Genomic DNA, 22,281 nt, shown 5'->3' on the forward strand with positions numbered 1-22,281 from the left:
AAGCGCAGTAAATGAAAGAGCAAGGATTGTTATTTTCCGAAGATAGCCTGTTACCTGAAAAACTCCCCCAAATTCAGGAATTACGACCTTCTAACAATCTTTCAGCAGTTTTTGAAGAGTGCCATAATTATATTTACGCCAACGAAGGAATGCTCAAAGACAAGATTTTTCACGAGATGGTTAAACTAATCATCATCAAACTTCATGACGAAAAATCTGCCAAGCAATCTGTAAACTTTGGCGTTACAGCAAATGAATATAAAGCCATCGGAGCAAATAAGTCCGATGAATTTATGTCGCGTCTCAGTCAATTATTTACCTCCATCAAGAATCATTATCGGGGATTTTTCACCGATGACACATTCAAGTTAAAACCTTTGACTCTTGCTTATATTGTAGGCAGGTTACAGTACATTAATTTAACTAAAACATCTGGCGATATAAAAGGGGAAGCCTTCCAGACTTTTGTAAATAGACACCAGCGTGGAGATAGGGGAGAATTTTTTACCCCTCACCCAATTGTCCGTCTTGCGGTTGAAATGATAGACCCAAAACCAAACGAAAAAATTATAGATCCTGCTTGCGGAAGTGGTGGTTTTTTAATTCAAGCAATCAACCATGTTCGACAAAATAACCCAGAGTTCAATATAGCAAGTTTTGTGCAAGAAAGTATTACAGGAATTGAATTTAATCCTGATGTCGCCCTTTCGGGAATGATTCGTTTAGTTTTTGAAGGTGGCACAGGTTCAGAAATTATCTGCACTAATGCGCTTATCGAAGATGAAAAATTAAATAATTCCTTTGATGTTATCTTGACCAATCCTCCTTTCGGAAATAAAGGCAAAGTAGAAGACCAGAAAATTCTTAAATCATATATTCTTGCCCGAAAATGGCATAAATCAGCGTCCAATAGTTGGGAAGTTTCCCCAACCGTTTTAGCGGGTCAGTCGCCCGATATTTTATTTATTGAGAAATCTATAAAATTATTGCGCGCAGGTGGGCGCATGGCGATTATTCTGCCCGATGGTTTATTACAAAATATCTCTAATGGACCGATTCGGCATTGGTTGCGCTCCCAAACAAAAATATTAGGTGTTGTTTCCATACCGCCGGAAGCCTTTGTACCCTACGGCACTGGAATCAAGACATCACTTTTGGTGGTTCAAAAATTACCAGCAAACAATGATTCTTGTTTTATGGCACAAATCAAAAAAATAGGCTATGACGTTAAAGGACAAACAATATATAAGCGCAACGAGTCGGGAGTTATAGCCCGAAAAAAATCAGGTTTGCCAATAGTTGACGATGATATAGATGATATTTCTCACTCTTTTAGGTCATTTATCAATGGCGAATTTGCACAAAACAGCGATTGTATTTATACAGTTAAAAACACCCTGCTCAATTCGAGACTGGATGCCGAACATTATTTACCCAATGACCAAAAATTATTAGAACATCTAAAATCTATTGGGGCGAAACCTTTAGGTGAAATTGCCGATATTTTGAGAGAGGCGGCTGATTTTCGTTTAGCTAGGGACAGTGAAATTAGATATATAGCTATTTCCGATGTTGATTATCGTACAATGCAAGTTGTTTCCCAACAAATAATTAAGGCACACGAGGCCCCATCTCGCGCAACTTATAGATTGTACAAAGGCGATATTATTACAGCAATTTCAGGAGCAAGTACAGGAACACCACGCCAAGCAACAGCCCTAATCACGGAAGATGAAGACGGAGCAATTTGCTCAAATGGATTTTCGGTATTAAGAAATATTCAGGGAGTCGAGCCTTTGTTTTTATTAGTATATATGCGAACAGACTTTTTTTTGCGTCAGATTAAAAGGTACATGACAGGTCATGCCATTCCTACTATTTTAGTAGATGATTTGTCTAAAGTTTTAGTGCCTATTCCACCCCAATCTGAACAGCAGAGAATAGCAAAAAGTATGGCTGAAATTCAAGCAATTAGAAAAGAAGCGTTAAAGGCAAGTGAGAATGTTGTTAACGAAATGAGTCTTTTACTTAGCCAATTTGAGTAAGGCAAAAAGCAGGTTAAGCTTAGAACAAGTCTTAAGTAGGTAGGAGTTAAAAATCATCAGACACCCCCCTTATCAAGGGGGGATTAAGGGGGGATCAAAGACAATCAATTTAATTATAACCACTTACTTAATACTAAATCCGGTTATTAAAGACTGATTATCTATTACCACTTTTGCCTGTCCTGATATGTAGCCTATACTCAACGGATTTAGTATCAGTCCCTAGTCGAGGAGAAAAATGTAAAGATTTATTAAATTGTAACTTTTGATACAATCGTGCTTCAAAACCTTGCGTCTTCATCGGCCCGCGTCCTGTAGGGGCGAAGCATTCGGGCAATAACCTATCGGTGAAACCGTAGATTTTCTATCCGAATGCTTCGCCCGTACTTTTTCAGCAAGCCCTATTCATTGATTTTTTTGATCCAATGGCAACTTTTCAATCAATAGGGTCAAATTCAATGAGTATGGTGATTTTGTGCTACAATAGAGGTCTGTTAAAAGTAAAAAGAACAATCAATTAAGTAGGTAGGCGTTAAAAATTATCAGACACCCCCCTTATCAAGGGGGGCAGGGGGGATCAACACCCCCCTTATCAAGGGGGGCAGGGGGGATCAACACCCCCCTTATCAAGGGGGGCAGGGGGGATCAACACCCCCCTTATCAAGGGTAGGGTTGATTCATGAATCAACCCTACCTTATCAAGGGGGGGAGGGGGTATCGAACCTAAAATCCATTTTTAATTTAATTATAACCAGCTACTTATTACGCTAAAATTAAACCCAATGACCGAGCAAACATAGAAAACAAATTAACTGGAACTATTCAATTAGAATTAGAAAAATATCGTCAAAAAGCAGCGGCAAGATTATCACCAATTATGGATCAAGCTAGTGATGAAGCAGAAGCTAACGGATTAACTCCAGATATTTTAGCCTCTATTTTAGAACAAATTGAGAGTTAATCACACTATTAAAAACGGATTAGGTGTAGGGCTAATTCCGGAATTAGCCCTACAATAGGCGTTGTTATTCTGATCTGACAACGCCGATAAATCAACAGGGATTTTCAATTTGCCTGGGAAATGTGCGTCACCAGGGCTGCCGATTGTAGGATGGGGGTAGTGGTGACGGAATCCGTCGCTAGGGTAAAGAGAGGATTGGAGAGGATACCGGCCAGGGAAGTCGCCACTAGGGAGAGGACAATACCCACCTGTAGGGGACGCATCCCGGTAAGAGTCCAATTGATAACGGGGTAATTTTTCACCGCATCGGACATCTCTTGGGGTTCCTTAACTACCATCATTTTGACCACACGGATATAGTAGTAAATCGAGGCCACACTGGTGACTAAACCAACGAGGACGAGGGCATAAAGTCCCGCTTGCCAACCGGCCCAGAATAGATAAATCTTACCAAAGAAGCCCGCTAGAGGCGGAATTCCCCCCAAAGAGAGGAGACAGATGCTTAAACAGAGGGTTAGGAGCGGATCTTTCTGGTAGAGTCCCGAATACTCAGCGATCTGATCGGTTCCAGTTCTGAGAGCAAAGAGAATCACACAGGCAAAAGCCCCTAGGTTCATGAACAGGTAAATTAACAGATAGAAAATCATGCTAGAGTAACCCGCGTCAGTACCGGCGGTTAAACCAATCATGACAAAACCCGCCTGACCGATCGAGGAATAGGCTAACATCCGTTTCATGCTAGTTTGGGCTAAGGCGACCACGTTGCCGAGGATCATGCTCAAAATTGCTAGAGCGATAAAGATAAACCGCCATTGTTCGCTGACTAGACCGAAAACCGTCACTAATAGGCGAATTGCTAGGGCAAAACCGGCCGCTTTGGAACCCACCGAGAGGAAAGCCACCACGGGAGTGGGTGAACCTTCGTACACATCAGGAGTCCACTGGTGAAAGGGAACCGCCGAAATTTTGAAGGCGATACCGGCAATCACAAAAACTAATGCGATCGCTAAGGCCAGGGACTGACCACCGTTAACATCGGTTAATTTTTGGGCAATGGCACTTAAACTGGTTTCACCTCCGGATAAACCGTAGAGAAGGGAAACACCATAGAGGAAAATCGCCGAGCTAGAAGCTCCAATTAACAGGTATTTTAAAGCGGCCTCGTTCGATCGAGGATCCCGCTTCATGTAACCGGTCATTAGATAGGAGGAAATACTGAGCATTTCTAGGGAGATGAAGATCATCACCAATTCACTAGCGCCGGATAGGAACATTCCCCCGAGGGTTGCGGTGAGCATAATGGCTAAAAATTCCGCTAGGGAGGTTCCCGCTTGTTCCACATAACGGATAGACATCAGCACTGTGGAGGCGGTAGAAAGGGCAATAATCGCCCTAAAGACGATACTGAGATTATCCCCCTCAAAAGCCCCTAAAAAGGCCAATGGTTTCGGATTGTCCCAGGCAAAATAAAGAGCAACCACAGCAGCGAGCAGACCAGCGATCGCCGCGTAGGGCAGCCAACTTCTGGCACTCCGTCCCAAGATCAAATCGCCGATTAAAATCACCATCAGGGTGATAATCAGGATTCCTTCGGGCCAGATAGCGCCGGCGTTTAGCTGACTGGCAACAAGACTAGAAAAATCCATATTGATTGAGGTTAAAGGAATTTGAAGTTAAAAAAGGCTTAATACAAGCTTAGGGCATTTCATCAGCGATTCAGTGATCAGTTATCAGTGATCAGTGATCAGGTGTGAGTTTTCAGTTCACTGATCGCCGCTATCGGGTCAAAATATCTAAAAAACCAGATAAATTTGAGATAATCTTAGCTTTTATGGGTATTGTAGTTGTCTCTTGTCTTTTTTATCCTTCTGTCTCGGAGTCTACTCAGCTAAGGGAAAATCTTTGATTTTTGCAGCAGAGCTAATTTCTGATGGTGACAAGTTGTCACCGAGATGTATCCAAGTTAACAGGGAAAAAGTGAAAACTCAGGAAATCATGACATAGACTGGCATCGTTAGTTGTCATTGAAGGATTCTGGTAAAATCAGGCTAGGGAAACCCCCGGAAAATCAGTTGTTTGTGAGCCATCCGCTTGATTTTGTTGTTGAAAAACTTTCTAGTTCGCTCAATCCTTTTCCTTTAGCGATCGCTTGAATGAGTAACGAAACCTATCTCAATCATCCCACTTTCGGTCTATTATACAGAGTCTGTCTATTAGAAGAACATCAGGAATTATTTACCACTCTTTATGCCCAACGTCTTTTTTTTCTGGTGACGGTGGGACCCAAAAAAGTCTCGTTCGATCCGATTAGTCGTTCCGATGCTCGTCTTTTGGTGGAAAACCGGCTGCGGAATTTGCGACGGCGCAGTAATGTGCAAGAATTTAACAGTCTCAACCAAACTTATCAACAAACCTTTTCAGTCTAGTTCATGACGATCGCTAGTCGTATCGAGTCAATCCGTCTTACCCTACCCCCCTCCACGCGCCTGATTGCCGTCAGTAAACAGGTATCGAGCGATTATATCCGTCAAGCTTACCGGGCAGGAGTGAGAGATTTTGCTGAAAGTAAGCTACAGGAAGCAATCTCGAAGCAGCAAGAACTAAAAGACCTGCCAGATATTTCTTGGCACTTTATCGGGCATCTACAGGCAAATAAAGCCCGCAAAGTCCTAGAATCTTTTGATTTAATTCATTCCCTCGATAGTTTAAAATTAGCCCAAAGACTCGATCGTCTAGCGGCGGAATTAGAGATTAATCCCCAAGTTTTGCTACAGGTGAAAGTTGTCCCCGATCCCGATAAGTTCGGTTGGGACAAGGCCGAATTACTGGCAGATATTACCGATTTAGTCAACTGTCAACAGCTAAAAATTCAGGGTTTGATGACAATTCTGCCCCAGGGATTATCCGCCGGGGAAAAGTTAGCCGCCTTTGAAAAAACCAGCGATTTAGCCCAAATAATCGAGAATAGCTCTAGTTTATGCCTGCCTCATCTATCCATGGGGATGTCTAACGATTATCCTCTGGCCATCAAGGCCGGAGCCACTTTGATCCGGGTGGGAACTGGCATCTTCGGCGATCGCATTTATTAAACCATCGCCGTAAATTTACAGAAAAAACCTCTAGAAATTTTAATAATCGGTGATAATATATCTTAAAATTACAGCGTCTAGTCTAGAAGTTGCTGGTTAGCAATGAGGAATTGACTTTTTCCCAATCCCTAAAAACTATCCCCTGATAACTGATAACTGAAAAGAGGGAACTAACCGCTGCCCCCAGACGACTAGAAGGAAAAATTTAGTTCCATCAACTAGATGGATGCCCCCTTAACAAAATAGTTCTCCTGTACCAAGTGAGAGCCAAAATTTTTAAGGGTAACTAAAACAACCCCGACTCTGGCCAAGACCACCCAAAAAAATCTTTTGAAGGACACTTAGACTGTGAACAACATTTTTACCAAACTCAAAGATTTTGTCGGTATCTCCGAACAACCGGAAGACGAAGACGAAACCGACTACGAAGAAATGAACTGGGAAAAGTCTTCCCCCCAAGATAGGGGTCAAAACGAAGAAGAAGATCCCCTCAATCGTCGTCAACGCGAACCTTTAAATCTCAGTACAGCCACATCTATGGGACTCAACAGAAGCAACGTGATCGGTATGCCAGGTATTAACAACAATAATGCAGAAGTGGTCGTGATCGAGCCCCATTCCTTCGAGGAAATGCCCCAAGTTATCCAAACCCTGAGAGAACGCAAATCGGTGGTTTTAAACCTCAACGTCATGGATCCCGAAGAGGCACAAAGAGCCGTGGATTTTGTCGCCGGTGGCACTTATGCAATTGATGGTCATCAAGAACGCATCGGTGAGAGTATTTTCCTATTTACCCCCAGCTGCGTTAAAGTTAGCACCCTTTCCGGAACTATTCACGATATCACCGATAACCCGAAAATAGCTCGTCCCGTTTCCTCCACACCTGCTTGGGCAGCCGAAAGCAGTCGATTAGCTCAATGAATCCTTCCATAGTCCTCTCGTCAGGTTTGTCGAAGCTAGAAATCGATCGATTTATCGAGAGGATGCGTTTTTTCTTGGTAGGATAGCTAAATCTCTCTTTTTTACTTTTTACTTTAAAAAATACTGTGTCTATTCGTTTAGGAATTATTGGCGGTGGAGTGATGGCCGAGGCCATTCTCAGCCGTTTATTAAAAAAAAATGTTTATAGTCCAGAAACGGTGTTAGTCAGTGAACCCCAGTCCCAACGGCGCAACTTTTGGGTTAATACCTATGGAGTGCAAGTCAGTGAGGATAACCGGGAAGCTGCTAGGGCAACTGAGGTGTTAATCTTAGCGGTAAAACCGCAAATTTTAGAGCAAGTAGTGAATAGTTTGCTAGGAATACCCGAAAAACCCCTAATTATCTCGATTTTAGCGGGAGTTACCCTCAATCGCTTAGAAATGGGCTTTCCCGATCGCCCCGTCATCCGGACGATGCCCAATACCCCGGCCACGGTGGGACAAGGGGTTACAGCGATCGCATCTGGTCGTCATGCGGAACCGGAACATCTGGCCGTAGCCAGAGATATTTTTGCCGCGGTCGGTTCGGTGGTGGAAGTTCCCGAAGCTTTGATGGACGCGGTAACGGGATTATCGGGATCGGGTCCGGCATTTGTGGCCTTGATGGTGGAAGCTTTAAGCGATGGTGGTGTGGCGGCTGGATTACCGCGAGCGATCGCATCTCAATTAGCTATAGAAACAGTTTTGGGGACGGCAACCCTATTAAAAGAATCGGCCATACATCCGGGGGAATTAAAGGATCGCGTCACTAGCCCTGGGGGAACGACGATTGCCGGGGTGAGACAATTAGAAAAAGGCTCTTTTCGATCGACTATTATCGAGGCAGTGGTGGCGGCCTATCATAGATCTAAAGATTTAGGGCGTAGTTCTGAAAAGTAATCTTTGTATCTTTTTTAACCCATAACTGATGTCTCAATCTGTGATAAGATACGCAGCAATTCTTGTCCAGAAAAAGTTATGAATAAGAAATCTTATCGTTTTGATTTAATGGCATTAATTGCCATTGCAGCTTTTTTTCTGGGGATTGTTTTCTGGAAAGTCCCGCTTCATTATCCCTATATCCTTAATTTTGATGAAGCGGTGGCCATGGTACTTGCCTACGTCACTAAACAAGGTTATCGTCTCTACGAACAAGTTTGGCACGATCATTTATCGGGTTTATCTCTTTTACTAAATGGTTGGTTAAGCGTGACAGGATTTACTATCCATGCCGCCCGCCTTATGGTGCTTTCTTTATCCACAATTATGTTAGGGATTTTTTATCTAATTCTGAGAGTTAATTGCGGAATATTGGCTTCTTGTTTATCGGTATTTATTCTCTCAACCTGTCTAGTTTATATTACCCTGTCAACGACAATGTTGCGGGAGTTACCCTCACTTTTTTTTACAATTTTAAGTATTTTTATCATCTTTAAAGCCGTTAAATTCACGGGTAAGCTTAAGTATGGACTGTATTTACTCAGTGCCATTGCTTTGGTTTTTTCCCTGCAAATTAAACTTTCGGGCATTACTATTATCCCAACTGTAGCTTTAATTATTTTTCTCAATCAACAGAATAGTTTTATTAAAAGAATCATTGATATTGTTATTTGGTCAGTCGCTGTCGTTTTAGTCTTTGTCTTAGGTTCCCTGACTATTTTTCCTTTTTCCTACGAAAATATTATTAAATCTCATGTTATTGTTGCCGCTAGTTTCGGTGAAGAAAATCTCACCTTATGGACTCTCTTACAAAGCGCCCTACAACACGAACCAATTTATCTAATCGTCACAGTGATCGCTATTATAGCGATGGTTTTTACTCGCAATATAATACCACTTTTACCGCCCTTGATCTGGTTGGGTTCTAATCTATTTAGATTTGCCACAGTCGCCCCAATTTGGCCTTATTATTATATCCATTTAATTATTCCTGCCGTTTGGATAATTGCCTTATTTGTCGAACAGTTAAAAATTACTGATAGCCTCGGGGAATTTAGGCAAAATCGAAAAATAACCAGGAAATTAGTTCTCAAAATGCTGATTTTTCTTCCCCTTTCTGGTCAATTTCTCTTTAATACCTTAAGAATAATCACCAATCGTGATCCCTCAATTAATGCCTACGTTCAATTTAACAAAAGGTATAAACCTCTTTTAGCAGAAGCTGTGTTTGAAAAATTTAAAAACTCCGAGAAACTTCTGTTAACCGATAATCCTCACTACATATATCAGTATTTCTTGAAAACACCCCCAGAAACTGCCGTCATCACCAGAAAGAGATTTATCAATCAGAATCTTGATGGGGATTTTATCCTAGAAGTTATCGAAAAAAGACAGCCAGATTTGGTTTTTCTTTATCGATTTGAAAAGGATTTTATGCAATCACCAAAACTCAGGGATTATTTAGAGAAAAATTATATCCAGTTTCCCGACCAGCAAGAAAAAGGAACTCTCTTTATCAGTCCGAAAACTTGGCAAGAATATCAAAGTAAGGCTAATTAGAAATTGTGGACGGGGACTATTAACGTTTTTTCTTTTTTACCGGTTTTTGAGCCACTTTTCGAGAACGTTTGTAGGCCGATCCGATCCAATCACTACAACTATGACTCATTGCCCCTAATTCTAAACCAAGGAAAATAGCGATCGCTACCCGGGGATACTGTTGCCATAATGCGATCGCTTGCTGCGGCCACAGTCGCCAATCCCAGTCTATACCCCAGAAACTTTGCAGGAGCGGAATGATGACGATCGCCGCTAGTAAAAGAAAACTACCGAAGTAAAATAACCGAAAAATTGTGCCGATCAATAAACCGTGGGATAACCAACCGCGATGACGGATCATGGAACGATAGGGTAGCCACAACCAGCGCAGATAACCCCAACGTTTGTACTGTACCGAGTGGATGTCAAGATCTGGTCCAAACAGGAATCCGCTAAACAAATAACTGGCCAAGAGTAACAGGGTTAATTTACCACTGCCACTGACCAAAAAACTCGCCCCCGCAATCGGTGGCAGCAAAATTAGGGTAATGCGATCGTGAGTTCGACCAGAGGGCATCGGAAAAAAATTAACTCGCTCAAAAAAATAATATACTTTTTTGAAAATATATGTTATGCTGAGAAAGTGCGAAATTGATTCGGGCGTTTAGCTCAGTGGTAGAGCGCCTGCCTTACAAGCAGGATGCCGTAAGTTCGACCCTTACAACGCCCATTTTATTAGATTCTTGCCTCGTCAAGCTTTCACTCTTGATCGCAGGTTGAGATTAAAACTATTGAGGGGAATTGTTGCTGGAAGGCAAAATTGGGACTATTTGCTAGTAAGCTAGTCAGTAGGTACTAGGATTAATTCATCGCAGCACAGCGGTTATATGGCCAATTGGAAATGTATTAAAAATTGTGGAGCTTGTTGTCAACTAAATCCCGACGAGCGTCCTGACTTAGAAGAATATCTGACTCCCGCACAATTAAGTCAATATCTCAGCATGGTGGGGGAAGAAGGTTGGTGTATACACTTTGATCGCCAAACCCGTCTCTGTACCATTTATGACCAGAGACCAGAATTTTGTCGTGTTCAACCCGATATTTTTGCCAAAATGTATCAAATTGAACCGGGAGAATTTGAGCAATTTGCGATCGATTGTTGTCATGAACACATTGAGGATCTTTATGGGGAAGATAGCCTAGAAATGAATAGCTATCGTCAGCAAGTAGGCTAAGATTTACCCCCATCCCAGAAATAACTCGGACGGGGAAGAAAATAAGTGGTCTGGTTATTTTTCCTAGCTTTTTGATGGCTAAACCAGTAAAATTACGGAATTGATTGTTTCCCTGTTGAGGAGAAGTCTATAGGAAACTCAAAACCTCTAGAGGTGCAGAGTTTGGGTTCAGGACAGGGAAAAAATATCATGGAAAAACCGGAAAAACAGCACCGCAGACGCGGGGTTATCCTCACCACCACGGGACTAGAAAAATTACTTACTGCTAAACAAGAAGCGGAATATCGGGATAATTGCGGTCATCGCTTCACCCTAGAAGTCCTCAGCGAGAAAACTCTTTTAGGGGTAGATACTCTGATGAAGGTATTCGCTTGTGAATCGGGAGTGGATAAAAAAACCTTGAAACATTGTTTTCAAGCCTTTAATTTAACTTTAGAAAATAGCGATTATTATCGTCCTAACCTACCAGAAACTAATAGTATTAATCCTCAACTATTGGCTGAATTACCAGAGGGACAAGTCCCCCTCGATTCCCCCTTGTATATCAACAGAAATAATCTAGAACAGACTTGTTATCAAGAGATATTGCGCGGGGGGAGTCTTATCCGGATTAACGCACCCAGAAAAATGGGAAAAACCTCCCTGATGGCCAGAATTATTAATTATGCTCAACAACAGCAATACCATACACTTTATTTCAGTTTTCGGTTAGCAGAAAGCTCAATTTTTCAAGATTTAAATCACTGGCTGCGTTGGCTTTGTGTTAGTATTAGTCGCCAGTTAGATTTAGATAATCATCTCCCACAGGATTGGGATGACTTCCTGGGGGGTAAAATTAACTGTAAAATCTATCTAGAAAAGCATATTCTCTCCCATCTCGATCGCCCTTTAGTGCTTGCCTTTGATGATCTTGAATATCTTTTATCCTATCCACAGCTAAGGGAAGAATTTTTTAGTATTCTGCACCTCTGGCACGAGGAAGGCAAAAACAAACCTCTCTGGCAAAAATTACGTTTAATTGTTGCCTATTCCCCTGCACAGGAGCTTGATAAAACCTCAGATATCTATCAATCTCCTTTTAGTCTTGGTTTACCGATCGAATTGCCTAATTTTACCAGCGCACAAGTACGAGAATTAAGTCAAAGACAGGGATTAGATCAGAATTTTGACTGCGAAAAATTACGGATATTTCTAGGGGGTAATCCCTATTTAATTCGTCTTGCTTGCTATCATCTTGCTCGGGGTAATTGTAGCCTAGAAAGCATTTTGGCTACTTCTATCGGCGAGGAAAATAATATTTTTGCAGGCCATCTTAAACGTTTACTTTGGCATCTGCAATACTTAAAGGGCAATTTAGCGGCTATCTTTGCTAAGGTGGTGATGGCGGAAAAAGACATAGAAATTGATTTAATGGCAGCTTTTCACCTAGAAAGTCTCGGACTAATTCACCGACAAGGTAAGTTTTGCCGAGTCAGTTGTCCTCTCTACCGTCAATATTTTGGCGAATATTTCCGGCAACGTTCTGTTTTTTTGCCTCGAAAAACTTCTATCCTCGCCAAAAAAATTACGCTTGCTCGCTTTGATACTTCCGAAAAAAGTCGCTATGCTATGTAATTTATAGTCCGTTAGGCGCTCGGCTAACACAGGCTAGGAGTGCTAAAGTTATCACCATAAACATCCTCAAGGAAAATCAACTCGGTGCGGACAATCCTGCTGCAATCTCTTCTTTGGCTTTTTGGGCTGCTGCGACTAGATTATTCTTCGTCTGTTTAAACGACTGATCCCATCGTTTTTCTTCTTCAATTTCTGCAATATAAGCTCGAACATACTCTACTAACTGCTCTTGAAGCTCATCAGGCAGAGACTCAACCATCTTGATGATCGTGGTAATAGCAGGAGAGGGCATGGTATCTATCAGCGTAGTAGGTTTTCTCTATTCTACAACGTCCACCGCAAACCCAAAATGATATGATCTTTGTTTCCTCTGTGTCTGGAGTGGTTTTTATTAATGAGCCTTGCTCAAAACCCAACAATTCATAATTGAAGAGCGAGGTATTTATGGGTAAAGAAGAAGAAATACTTGAACAATGGCGAGAACTGACACTGGAAAAGCAACAAAAAGTTTTACAATTTGTTCAAACACTGAAATCTAAGTCAGAAACAACAGCACCAATTAATTAGGAGTCTAACCCATGAGCGGCCCCACCATCGAAACCGATTTAGGAAAAATCCTAGACCAGATTAATCAGAATCTTAAAGAGACCAATCAGAAGCTAGACGCGCTCCAGAAAGATGTCACAGAGATCAGGATTGTTCAAGTCAGATTCGAGGCCGAAGTAAAGGGAGATCTCAAGGCATTACAGGGAGAATTCAACACATTACAAGGTGATTTAAAAGAGATTAAAGGCTCCCAGAAAGCCCAAATTTGGGCATTAATCACCATCTTGGCAACAGCAGTTATCGGAACTATTATCCGCTTTGTCATCACTGTTCCCCCTGTTAGCAACCCCTAACTTCCACTGCCGGGGAACAGGCTTCTGGTTCCTGTTTGATATTCAGGTAGAATTAATGATAGAATTGGTGCGTTACGGCGGATTATTAATTTGGGTTTTTTGACCGGATTTGTGACCGACTCAACACTTTATCATCCTCTACTGATCCCCCCTGCCCCCCTTGATAAGGGGGGTGCCGATAGGCGGGGGGATCCCCCCTGCCCCCCTTGATAAGGGGGGAACTGACAACTTTTAACACCTACCTACTTATGTTTTAGATGCTAGGGTTGGGAGATGGAAGAATTAAGAATTGTCAATTGAACACCGTTATCTCTTTCATAAACTATCACGACGGGAAAGGTTAATTTAGCTTCTTTTTTTGGTAACGCTGGGAAAATATAGGAATAACCATTGCCTTTGAGCAACAGTCGCCAAATTCTCGGTTTATCAGGGTTACTAATATCGTTAAGTTCGTTATCTAATAAACGTTTGTAGGATTGAAGATCGCCGATAATTCTAAAATTAGGTAAGTTAGTTTTTGTGGAACGACTTTCTAAAGGATTATTAAGTTTTCGTCCTAAGCTGGCATCTTGAGGCATAACAATCGTGACAATCGGTAAAGCGGAGGTTTCATTAACAGCATCTTTCCAAGCATCATCTTTTGCTTGCCAGGTTGCCAGCCAAAAAAGAGCCATCAGTACAAAAATAACGATAATAAATTCATTCAATAGGGATGATAAAAAATCAACGATCTTAGCTTGGGATTTACTCAAAGCAATCGGTAATCTTTTCAGATATTTTATCAGCCATCTTTGTCCGGCAAAGGTGATGACAGTAGCACCTATAATCACCAATAAAAATAGGATTTTTCTAGGAATTGCCCAAAGGTCTCCAAAAAATGTTTGAAAAGCGGCAAAATAAAAGGATTCGTTAGGAAGACTCAGAGTCGTAACTTCGAGGTAAAAAAAGCTAAAGTATGCCCAGCGATAAATCCAGCCGGTAAAGTAAAGAGCAGCGGCTAATAAAACCAATACACTAATTAGTTTACCGAGAGGATTAAATTCTGAGGAATTGTCGGGATCAGTCATGACAAACTGCTTGGGATGGTTGAAGTGAAAAAGGAGATGTTAAAATTCTATCATCTCTTATTTATTTCGATATTGAGGGGTTAAGTCGGATGATGAAAGCTATTTTGCGGGGGAGTATTTTCTCTTTGCTGTTGCTGGGAGTAGCAAGCGATAGGCGGTTAGAATGGCTTCAGGGTTCTGTCCGCAGTCAGGAAACGGCGTTAGAGGTGGCTGTACCGGATAAGGCGACGGTGGTACTCAAGCGGGGAAATCCTCTGACGGGACGGTTAACAGCTTTTAATCAGGCAAGTTTGAGACTGTCGGCGGGGGGTGATTCAGAAACAGTTCCTCTGAATCAAGTTAAATCGATAGAATTTCAAGGAGATGTCTGGATTGAGGGTGAACCTCTTCCTTCTCGTATCCGAGGTTATGTTAAAACTTGGCCTGGAGTTCCTGTCACAGCTTTCAGGTTACAAAATCCTCCCCAGTCGGCTAAAGTCAACTTAAATAGGGTATTAACACCTGAAGAATTACAAAAGCTACTTAATATCAAAGACAAGGTTCATGTACTATCTAAAATTAATTTTAACTCGCCTCAAAAAATGACATTAGAAGCCTTTACTATGCACAAAAAATAAATTATGTCTATCTCTCGTCTTAAACTTCTGGGTTATTTAATCATCACAACAACTATCCTAAGTGTTGCGATGTGGATGTCTCCTGAGAGAGGCAAATTTTTGCCATTTAAGGGCATCAATCAAGCTGTTACCCAAAATCGTCCAAACACACAACAGCAGCAAAGAATCGCGTTAGTAATTGGTAATGCTAATTACACAGTGGGAAAACTAAAAACTCCCCTTAATGATGCCACAGATATGGCTAATGCTTTGAAGGAATTAGGTTTTGAGGTAATTTTGCTCAAGGATTCTTCTAAACGACAAATGGATGATGCTCTCGATCAGTTTTTCACTCGGATTAATCAAGGTTATGTCGGTTTATTTTATTATGCAGGTCATGGAATGGAGGTAGAAGGAGAAAATTATCTTATTCCTGTTAATGCTCAGATTAAATATGAAAAAGATGTTGAGTATGAGTCAATGCCTTTGGGGAAAATACTCGGCAGAATGGAAGATGCGGGTAATCGAATTAATATTGTGATTTTAGATGCTTGTCGGGATAATCCTTTTCGTAAATTTTGGCGTTCATCTAGCAGGGGATTAACAGCACCATCGCAAGCAACATCAGGAACTTTAATTGCTTTTGCCACTGCACCGGGAAAAGTCGCTAGTGATGGTACTGGACGGAATGGATTATTTACTTCCTACTTATTGAAATATATTAAAACTCCCAATATGGAAGTGGATTCAATGCTGCGAAAAGTACGCTCTGATGTTGTCCAAAATACTAATAATTATCAAGTTCCTTGGACTTCATCTTCTTTAATAGGAGAATTTGCTTTTAATCAAAAGACTGAAACAACCCCTCCTCCTGTGACTAGCTCACCTGTTCCTAAACCTAGCCCATCTATTGCTGTTGTACCAACGCCAAAACCAACCCCTTCATCTGTCCTCAAGCCAGGAACTACTCTTATATCGAGGTCAACAGGAGTGAACTATACCAACCTTCGACAACTCCTACAACAGAAGAAATGGAAAGAAGCTGATGAAAAAACCTGGGATTTAATGATGGCTGCTGCTAATAGACAAGATTATGGTGGATTTAATGACGAATCATTCCGAAAGTTTTCCTGTGAGGATTTACGAATGATTGATCAAGAATGGTTAAATGCTTCAGGAGGAAAGTTTGGCTTTTCTATACAATTGGCGATTTATAAGCAGACAGGGAATACCCCCGGAAGCTTTAATCTAGAAACTTATCGTCGTTTTCGTGATGCAGTGGGCTGGCAGCTACAGGGGAGGATAACGGCGGGGAAACTATATGAGGACTTGACCTGGGGTACAAACGCACCTGCAATCGCACCCAAAGGACACCTCCCTCTCGGAGGTGGGTATGGTAGGCTATGGGAGGAAACTGACGTAAAGTTATATTATTCTAGTAGATATGAAGATTGGAGTAGAAAGACTTTTTTTGCAGAGCGACTTGTAGATTGTAGAATATAACAATCTCAGGTCTTTTGTCAAGTCTAATTTTAGGGGGTTTGCTCACGGAAACATCAGCTTTTGGGGAACTCGATACTTAACGATGTTGATGTCTATTATCGCGGAATTTCTAAGTTTAATTTAGGGGATAAACAAGTGGCGATCGCATAATTCTTTTCAACGAGGTTATGAGCTATCCAGCAATTCGATACCCATCACCATCACCTGATTGCATTTATTGATTTTTCATCGCATACTATTTAAAAAGAAACGTGCCAAAGACAAAAATCATCTTTTATCAAGAAGCAGAAGGCATCTCACCCGTTGTTGAGTGGCTTCAGAAATTACTCAAAACTGATAAAAAAGGATTTGCCAAATGTATAACCAAAATCGAACAACTTGCCGCACAAGGTCATGAACTGCGCCGCCCTGCTGCCGATTATCTCAGAAATGATATCTGGGAGCTTAGAGCCAAACAGGGAACCATACAATATCGAATCATCTATTTTTATCATGGTCAAAATATAGCAATTATTGGTCATGCTCTTATCAAAAAAACTTCCGCCGTTCCCTCACAAGACATCGAGAGAATTATCCAAAGAAAAGCACAATTTAAACAAAATCCAGAACTTCATACTTATCAAGGAGAAATAAACAATGCCTAAAACCACAGATGCCGTAAAAATCATTCACCAAATGATTGCAGACGATCCCACAATCAAAGAACAAATTGCCCTAGAATCCCTCAACTCAGAAATCGCACAATTGATTTATGACGCTCGTATGAATGCTGGATTAACTCAACAACAACTAGCCGACCTAATCCATGTTGAGCAATCCGTTATTGAAGATCTAGAAGACGCTGACTATCAAGACAATCCCCTAATAATGCTACAAAAAATTGCCACTGCCCTTAATCAACGAGTCAAAATGAGCCTTGTTAGTAGCTTGTAGGGTGCGTGTTTGCGCGTATTTAAAGGAGATTTGTTAATAATTAAACTATTACCGCGCCGTAACGCACCATCTTAAGAAAATTGGTGTGTTACTCTATCACTAACGCACCCGACAAGAGCCGCTACTGTGTCTGGAGTGGTTTTTATTATGATTATTTAACTGCTACCGAATATCCCCCCGCAGTAATCTCTCCCTAGTAACAGGTTTCTAGTTCTTGTTTGATATTCAGGTAGAATGAATGATATAATTGGTGCGTGGGGCGTGGCTCTCTCGTTTAAAAGCTTGTTACCTGTAGAATATAACGATCTCAGGTCTTTTGTCAAGTCTAATTTTAGGAGTTTTGCTCACGGAAACATCAGCTTTTGGGGAACTCGATACTTGACACTATTTAATTTATCATTTGTTAGAAAACTCACATATATAAAAGCTTTAATATGCCAAAAATACAACTTATTTTTTACCAAGATGAAAGAGGTAATATACCAATTATAGAATGGCTTGATAGTCTTCCTGGCAAAGCTCAAAACAAATGCTTTATCAAATTACAAAGACTGGCAGAACTAGGATATGAATTACGCAGACCAGAAGCAGACTTTTTGCGGGACAAAATTTATGAATTGAGAGTTAATTTTAAAGGAATAAATTATAGAATTCTTTATTTCTTTTATAAAAACAAAGCTGTGGTCATTTGTCATGGTATAATTAAAGAAAAAGAAGTTCTACCACTGGAAATCGAGCAAGCAATTAAAAACAAAGCTAAATTTGAAAAAAATCCCGAATTACACACCTATTTTCAGGAGTTGATATGAATACACACCAAACGACAGCCGATGGCTTACAAATTCTTTACCAACGTTATTATGCTAATAATCCAGAACGTCAATTAGAATTAGAAAAGGCTCGTATTGATGACGAAGTAGCCAGAAAAATATTTAAGATTAAGGAAACACATCATCTTTCAACAAAAGCTTTAGCAGAATTAATTAATACTGATGAATCTATTATTGAAGCCTTAGAAAATGCTGACTATGAAGGAAACTCTTTTTTGTTGCTAAATCTCATCGCTACAGCCCTAAAAATAAAGGTTAAATTTGAATTAGTTTCAGCCTAATTGTTTCAGTAATTTGCTACAATGAGAATAAGCTGTCGCGCATTTAAACAATGACAATGATAAACCTAGAAACAATTGAAGAAGATATTGCGTCCCTTCCCCCCGACGCACAACAGACTATTCTTGAACTTGTAGATATTCTCAAAAAACGATATTCTCCCAACCCACAGGAAATGAAAGAGCAGCGAACAGAAGATTGGTCTGACTTTATCGGTTGTATAGAAGCTGAACCAGACCTTTCTTTTGAATTATGAATTATGAATTATCAAAAAGAATAGAAGAAACAAATAGATATTCGGGAACGTTGTTTTGAGTATGCACTGCGAGCAATTAAACTTTATCAATCAACAATAATTTGAGAAAATGAACCAAAAAACTTACCAACTAACCTTAAACTTTGACCAGATTTTAGATTTGGTTAAACAACTCCCAGAAAGTGACAAAATAAAACTCAGTAAAGAACTCGAAAAAGAAACTTTAAATCAAAAATTAACCCAACTTCTAGAAAATTTTAAAACTGATGAGCTTTCCTTAGAGACAATTACCGAAGAAGTGGAGGAAGTTAGGGCTGAAATTTATGGACAACAAGCCACCAATTAAAGTTATTATTGATACTAACCTTTGGATTAGCTTTCTTATTGGTAAACAGTTAGCCAAAACTCTTCTGCCGATTTTTTCTCCACAGCTACTTAATGAGATTAACCTTGTTACCAAAAGACCAAAATTACAAAAGCATTTTTCCCAAAGAAAAGTTCAAGAGTTACTTGAGCTTTTAAACATAATTGGGTTATGTATTGAGACTAAATCAAAAATTAATATCTGTAGAAACGCTAAAGATAACTACCTTTTAGCCTTAGCCAAAGATAGTCAAGCTGACTTTTTAATTACAGGCGATCAAGATTTATTAATTTTGCAACAATTTGGAATAACTAAATAAGACTTCTAGACTTTTTGTCAATCAAAAAGTACCAAATATGGGAGTGATCGGGTGGAAAATTCAGGGACTTTTTCCCTGAAAATTAGGTAATTGACCCCCTCAAAATCGGTAAAACCCTACACCCCACACCCCACACCCCACACCCTACCCCCACGAAAAACTTTTTCAGCAAGCCCTAATTAAATTATGATCGCGCCGTAACGCACCATCTTAATTTGTAGGGTGCGTTAATGTTCTCGGTTCTTCTCTTTTTCTCACCTAACGGCTGGTCGATTTTTTTGAGAAAATTGAGTTAATAATCTCTAGGTTGAGTTAAGGTTTGTAGTTACGCTTTAGCGCCAACTTCTGGGGAAAATCGGGCTAGAGCATCGACATTGCTTGTATTCCCAAGACTTGCCTGACTTGCCTTTACTGTTCTTTGTGGCGAGAAAAAGCCAGATCAGCAGTCTCGATTACCTTTAATAGCTGTTCGATGCGGTTTTCCGTTGGGGGGGCCAAACAGGGAAAAACGACTAAACCGGGGATTTGATTAGCCACCTCGGTGACAGCCACATCAAGGGTGACTAGGGGTAAATTAGCTAGGGTTTCCGACTTGCTCAAGGTTTGCAGATAAGAGTATAAATCTTCTGCGATCGAACTATCAATTAAGATAGCGTCCACCTCCCAGACAGTAGCTAAAAGTTCCGCCTGTTCGCAACTATCGGCCTCGATAAAACGATAATTTTCCCGAACTAATTGATTATTCCAAATCCAGCTAAAGGAAGATAAATCGGAGAAATTGGGGGCATAATGACCGTGTAAACGCAGCAGAGTCGGAGCAGTGCGCTGTTTTCGGCTAGGAACAGGGGAAACGGTCAGATTTAGGCAAGCTTGCAGAGCTGCCGAGGTGATCGGCGGAACCAGAAAACTATCGGCCCCTTGCTGTTGACTGCGGTTGCGATCGGAATCGGCGGCGGTGACAATAACTTTTATATCTTTGGTTTGGGGATGGGATTTCAGCAGCGTTAACACATCCCAACCGGACAAGAGGGGTAGATTGGGATTGAGAAAAACACAACGGGGTTTTAACTGACGGGCTTTTTCGATCGCCTCAGTGCCGCTACGGGCGATAATGGCTTTTAATCCCAATTCACTTAAGCGATCGACAAACTGTTCGATAACTTGGGGATTAGCTTCCACCACTAACACCAGACGCTGGGGAGTGGCGGACTCTTGGTCTGCACCTTGGGGATGAACTGGCAGCAGTAAAGTGAATTGACTGCCTTCCTGGGCCTTGGAGACAAAGGATAGATCACCACCGTGACAGCGTGCCAATTTTTGGCTGAGGACTAAACCTAAACCCGCACCCTCAAATTGACGGGTGAAAGGACTTTCTAGCTGTTGGAATTTCTGAAAAATCAGATGCTGGGATTCTTCTGGAATACCGATCCCCGTATCCCAGACGGTAAAAGCCAGCCAATTTTCCCAACGATTAACTTTAATGCCCAAATTACCGCCATCAATGGTGAATTTTACCGCATTATCTAACAAATGCACTAACATCTGTTGCAAACGGGCTTCATCGGCCAGAACATAATCTAACCCGGATTCGATGTCAAGACGATAGCTGCTGGGGAGATCGAGACGTTGGGGATACTTATCGACGATGATATCGTAAACCCGTTGACAGAGGCGATCGATTTTGACTCTAGTGAAAGTTAATTGTAGTTGTCCTGTCTCTAGGCGGGTTAAATCGAGGAGATCATTGACCAAAGCCATCAACTGGCGACCGCTGCGATAGATTAAATCGGCATATTTGGACTGTCGGGGGTTAAGTTCACCGATTTTTTGTTCCCGCAGCAGACTGGAGAGACCGATCACGGCGGTGAGGGGCGATTTAAACTCATGGCTGACACAGGCGAGAAATTCATCCTTAAGACGATTTAAATGGACTAGATCGGCATTTTTAACCGCTAATTCCTGACAATATTGCTGTTGTTCGGTGATATCGGTGGCTAACAGTAACCACAGTCCTGAAGCTTTCTCGATCAAGGGATAATTATCCGTTAAATTTAACGGCACGGACAACAGGCGCCAAGTCTTGGTTAAACCCGATGTCACTGTTTCTAGACGTTGGGGAAACAGGGGGGGAGTGGGGGATGGGAGGGTTAAGGGGTCATTAACTAAAGCAAAGGGAGAGTTATCGATATTAGCGGGGAAAGCTGCCCCGATTTGTTGACACCAAGCCTGATTTTGGTATAAAATTCCCGCTTCTGGACTGTAGAGCAGCAGCGGCAGCGGTAATTGTTCCAGAAATTTCAGAGGACGATCGCTGCGGGGGGGGGGAATGCGATCGCTGATGCGGGGCTGCGGAGGGGGATCATCGAGAATCGAGCGCCCGAGACAAAATTGGAGAAGTTTGCCCGTGTCTAGGCGTCCTAACAGTTTGCCCTGAGCATCCACTAAAATGGGGGCTAGGGCGATCGCTTCTCCCGTCAGGGTTGTCAGAAACTCACTCACGGCCATGCGAGCGTCAAGAGGGATAATCGGGCGCAGCCAACCGCTCAGATCCAGACAGTTGGAGGAGGGGTTTCTAGTTTCGGGGTGCTGTTGCTGATAGAGGAGGTAAGCGATCAGGGCTTGACTCTCAATCAGTCCTAGGGGACAATACCTCTCATCCACCACCACGATCGCTTCTGGATTGCCCCTGTTAATTAAATCTAAAAGACTGGCCCTGTCAATAATTAATTCACAGGTAGTAACGGATTGATTAAAGTGATGGAGGCTGAGGGTAACGCTAGGCATGGGGATAATACTAAATCCGTTGAGTATAGGCTACATATCAGGACAGGCAAAAGGCACTCATGCACAAGGC

24 protein-coding genes, 1 tRNA gene and 1 pseudogene are annotated in these 22,281 nt (G+C 41.5%); 21 read left to right on the forward strand and 5 right to left on the reverse strand.

Annotated features, from left to right (window positions below; genetic code table 11):
- Window positions 1–11 precede the first annotated feature (11 nt).
- Both LW728_RS05030 and LW728_RS23120 read left to right on the forward strand, forming a co-directional pair.
- Window positions 12–2,045: an N-6 DNA methylase gene (locus tag LW728_RS05030; RefSeq protein WP_287765511.1), complete on the forward strand. Its 2,034-nt coding sequence runs from the start codon at window positions 12–14 to the stop codon at window positions 2,043–2,045.
- A 754-nt stretch (window positions 2,046–2,799) separates the two neighbouring features.
- Window positions 2,800–3,006, forward strand: a pseudogene (locus tag LW728_RS23120) (hypothetical protein); the annotation flags it as partial.
- Window positions 3,007–3,110: 104 nt separating this feature from the next.
- On the opposite strand, the gene LW728_RS05035 reads toward LW728_RS23120, so the two are convergent.
- Window positions 3,111–4,652 carry an NAD(P)H-quinone oxidoreductase subunit N gene (locus LW728_RS05035; RefSeq protein WP_002800386.1) on the reverse strand — a complete coding sequence of 514 codons (1,542 nt, stop codon included), beginning with the start codon at window positions 4,650–4,652 and terminating at the stop codon, window positions 3,111–3,113.
- A gap of 507 nt (window positions 4,653–5,159) precedes the next feature.
- On the opposite strand from LW728_RS05035, the gene pipX reads away from it, so the two are divergent.
- The 5 genes from pipX (at window position 5,160) to LW728_RS05060 (ending at window position 9,553) form a co-directional block, all read left to right on the forward strand.
- Window positions 5,160–5,432 (forward strand): transcriptional coactivator PipX, encoded by a 273-nt coding sequence (gene pipX, locus LW728_RS05040; RefSeq protein ID WP_002800387.1) that lies wholly within the window; start codon window positions 5,160–5,162, stop codon window positions 5,430–5,432.
- 3 nt (window positions 5,433–5,435) lie between these two features.
- The gene (locus tag LW728_RS05045) at window positions 5,436–6,095 is read left to right on the forward strand and encodes a YggS family pyridoxal phosphate-dependent enzyme (protein WP_287765514.1); all 660 of its coding nucleotides are present in this window, start codon (window positions 5,436–5,438) and stop codon (window positions 6,093–6,095) included.
- Between the two features lie 348 nt (window positions 6,096–6,443).
- Window positions 6,444–7,016 carry a cell division protein SepF gene (locus LW728_RS05050; RefSeq protein WP_287765517.1) on the forward strand — a complete coding sequence of 191 codons (573 nt, stop codon included), beginning with the start codon at window positions 6,444–6,446 and terminating at the stop codon, window positions 7,014–7,016.
- Between the two features lie 125 nt (window positions 7,017–7,141).
- A complete protein-coding gene (proC, locus tag LW728_RS05055; RefSeq protein WP_123230106.1) occupies window positions 7,142–7,954 on the forward strand; it encodes a pyrroline-5-carboxylate reductase in 813 nt (270 codons plus the stop codon).
- Window positions 7,955–8,032: 78 nt separating this feature from the next.
- Window positions 8,033–9,553, forward strand: a complete 1,521-nt coding sequence (locus tag LW728_RS05060) for an ArnT family glycosyltransferase (RefSeq protein WP_287765519.1) — start codon at window positions 8,033–8,035, stop codon at window positions 9,551–9,553.
- 19 nt (window positions 9,554–9,572) lie between these two features.
- Here the strand turns inward: LW728_RS05060 and LW728_RS05065 are convergent, their stop codons facing one another.
- Complete coding sequence (locus LW728_RS05065; protein ID WP_002800395.1) at window positions 9,573–10,109, reverse strand: metal-binding protein; 537 nt, start codon at window positions 10,107–10,109, stop codon at window positions 9,573–9,575.
- Window positions 10,110–10,190: 81 nt separating this feature from the next.
- Here LW728_RS05065 and LW728_RS05070 point away from each other — a divergent pair.
- From LW728_RS05070 to LW728_RS05080, 3 genes are all read left to right on the forward strand, one after another.
- A tRNA-Val gene (locus LW728_RS05070) sits at window positions 10,191–10,262 on the forward strand.
- Between the two features lie 157 nt (window positions 10,263–10,419).
- Window positions 10,420–10,767 (forward strand): YkgJ family cysteine cluster protein, encoded by a 348-nt coding sequence (locus LW728_RS05075; protein ID WP_002800396.1) that lies wholly within the window; start codon window positions 10,420–10,422, stop codon window positions 10,765–10,767.
- Between the two features lie 189 nt (window positions 10,768–10,956).
- Window positions 10,957–12,381, forward strand: coding sequence for an AAA-like domain-containing protein (locus tag LW728_RS05080; protein ID WP_287765521.1), 1,425 nt, complete (start codon window positions 10,957–10,959; stop codon window positions 12,379–12,381).
- A 76-nt stretch (window positions 12,382–12,457) separates the two neighbouring features.
- On the opposite strand, the gene LW728_RS05085 is transcribed toward LW728_RS05080, so the two are convergent.
- A complete protein-coding gene (locus tag LW728_RS05085; RefSeq protein WP_002800398.1) occupies window positions 12,458–12,673 on the reverse strand; it encodes a hypothetical protein in 216 nt (71 codons plus the stop codon).
- A 152-nt stretch (window positions 12,674–12,825) separates the two neighbouring features.
- Here LW728_RS05085 and LW728_RS05090 point away from each other — a divergent pair, with 152 nt between their 5' ends.
- Together LW728_RS05090 and LW728_RS05095 are read left to right on the forward strand one after the other, a co-directional pair.
- Entirely contained in the window at window positions 12,826–12,948 is a 123-nt protein-coding gene (locus tag LW728_RS05090; RefSeq protein ID WP_002800399.1) for a hypothetical protein, read from the forward strand.
- An 11-nt stretch (window positions 12,949–12,959) separates the two neighbouring features.
- A complete protein-coding gene (locus tag LW728_RS05095; RefSeq protein ID WP_159253755.1) occupies window positions 12,960–13,280 on the forward strand; it encodes a hypothetical protein in 321 nt (106 codons plus the stop codon).
- A 260-nt stretch (window positions 13,281–13,540) separates the two neighbouring features.
- Here the strand turns inward: LW728_RS05095 and LW728_RS05100 are convergent, their stop codons facing one another.
- Entirely contained in the window at window positions 13,541–14,347 is an 807-nt protein-coding gene (locus LW728_RS05100; protein ID WP_287765524.1) for a hypothetical protein, read from the reverse strand.
- Window positions 14,348–14,436: 89 nt separating this feature from the next.
- On the opposite strand from LW728_RS05100, the gene LW728_RS05105 reads away from it, so the two are divergent.
- From LW728_RS05105 to LW728_RS05145, 9 genes are all read left to right on the forward strand, one after another.
- Entirely contained in the window at window positions 14,437–14,964 is a 528-nt protein-coding gene (locus tag LW728_RS05105) for a hypothetical protein (protein WP_287765526.1), read from the forward strand.
- A 3-nt stretch (window positions 14,965–14,967) separates the two neighbouring features.
- Entirely contained in the window at window positions 14,968–16,446 is a 1,479-nt protein-coding gene (locus tag LW728_RS05110; protein ID WP_287765528.1) for a caspase family protein, read from the forward strand.
- 251 nt (window positions 16,447–16,697) lie between these two features.
- Entirely contained in the window at window positions 16,698–17,090 is a 393-nt protein-coding gene (locus LW728_RS05115) for a type II toxin-antitoxin system RelE/ParE family toxin (RefSeq protein ID WP_287765531.1), read from the forward strand.
- Window positions 17,083–17,379 carry a helix-turn-helix domain-containing protein gene (locus LW728_RS05120; RefSeq protein WP_002731911.1) on the forward strand — a complete coding sequence of 99 codons (297 nt, stop codon included), beginning with the start codon at window positions 17,083–17,085 and terminating at the stop codon, window positions 17,377–17,379. The genes LW728_RS05115 and LW728_RS05120 overlap by 8 nt, the downstream gene beginning before the upstream one ends.
- Before the next feature lie 434 nt (window positions 17,380–17,813).
- Window positions 17,814–18,188 carry a type II toxin-antitoxin system RelE/ParE family toxin gene (locus tag LW728_RS05125; protein ID WP_287665943.1) on the forward strand — a complete coding sequence of 125 codons (375 nt, stop codon included), beginning with the start codon at window positions 17,814–17,816 and terminating at the stop codon, window positions 18,186–18,188.
- Window positions 18,185–18,490, forward strand: a complete 306-nt coding sequence (locus tag LW728_RS05130) for a helix-turn-helix domain-containing protein (protein ID WP_002732780.1) — start codon at window positions 18,185–18,187, stop codon at window positions 18,488–18,490. The genes LW728_RS05125 and LW728_RS05130 overlap by 4 nt, the downstream gene beginning before the upstream one ends.
- 50 nt (window positions 18,491–18,540) lie before the next feature.
- Complete coding sequence (locus LW728_RS05135; RefSeq protein ID WP_079205616.1) at window positions 18,541–18,744, forward strand: hypothetical protein; 204 nt, start codon at window positions 18,541–18,543, stop codon at window positions 18,742–18,744.
- A gap of 109 nt (window positions 18,745–18,853) precedes the next feature.
- Window positions 18,854–19,090 (forward strand): type II toxin-antitoxin system VapB15 family antitoxin, encoded by a 237-nt coding sequence (gene vap15, locus LW728_RS05140; protein WP_287765534.1) that lies wholly within the window; start codon window positions 18,854–18,856, stop codon window positions 19,088–19,090.
- Window positions 19,068–19,427: a putative toxin-antitoxin system toxin component, PIN family gene (locus LW728_RS05145; protein WP_287765536.1), complete on the forward strand. Its 360-nt coding sequence runs from the start codon at window positions 19,068–19,070 to the stop codon at window positions 19,425–19,427. The genes vap15 and LW728_RS05145 overlap by 23 nt, the downstream gene beginning before the upstream one ends.
- Window positions 19,428–19,835: 408 nt before the next feature.
- Here the strand turns inward: LW728_RS05145 and LW728_RS05150 are convergent, their stop codons facing one another.
- Window positions 19,836–22,211 carry an ATP-binding response regulator gene (locus LW728_RS05150; RefSeq protein WP_287765538.1) on the reverse strand — a complete coding sequence of 792 codons (2,376 nt, stop codon included), beginning with the start codon at window positions 22,209–22,211 and terminating at the stop codon, window positions 19,836–19,838.
- Between the last annotated feature and the right edge of the window lie 70 nt (window positions 22,212–22,281).

Source organism: Microcystis sp. 49638_E5 (assembly GCF_021300285.1).
In the GTDB taxonomy this organism is placed as follows: domain Bacteria; phylum Cyanobacteriota; class Cyanobacteriia; order Cyanobacteriales; family Microcystaceae; genus Microcystis; species Microcystis aeruginosa_C.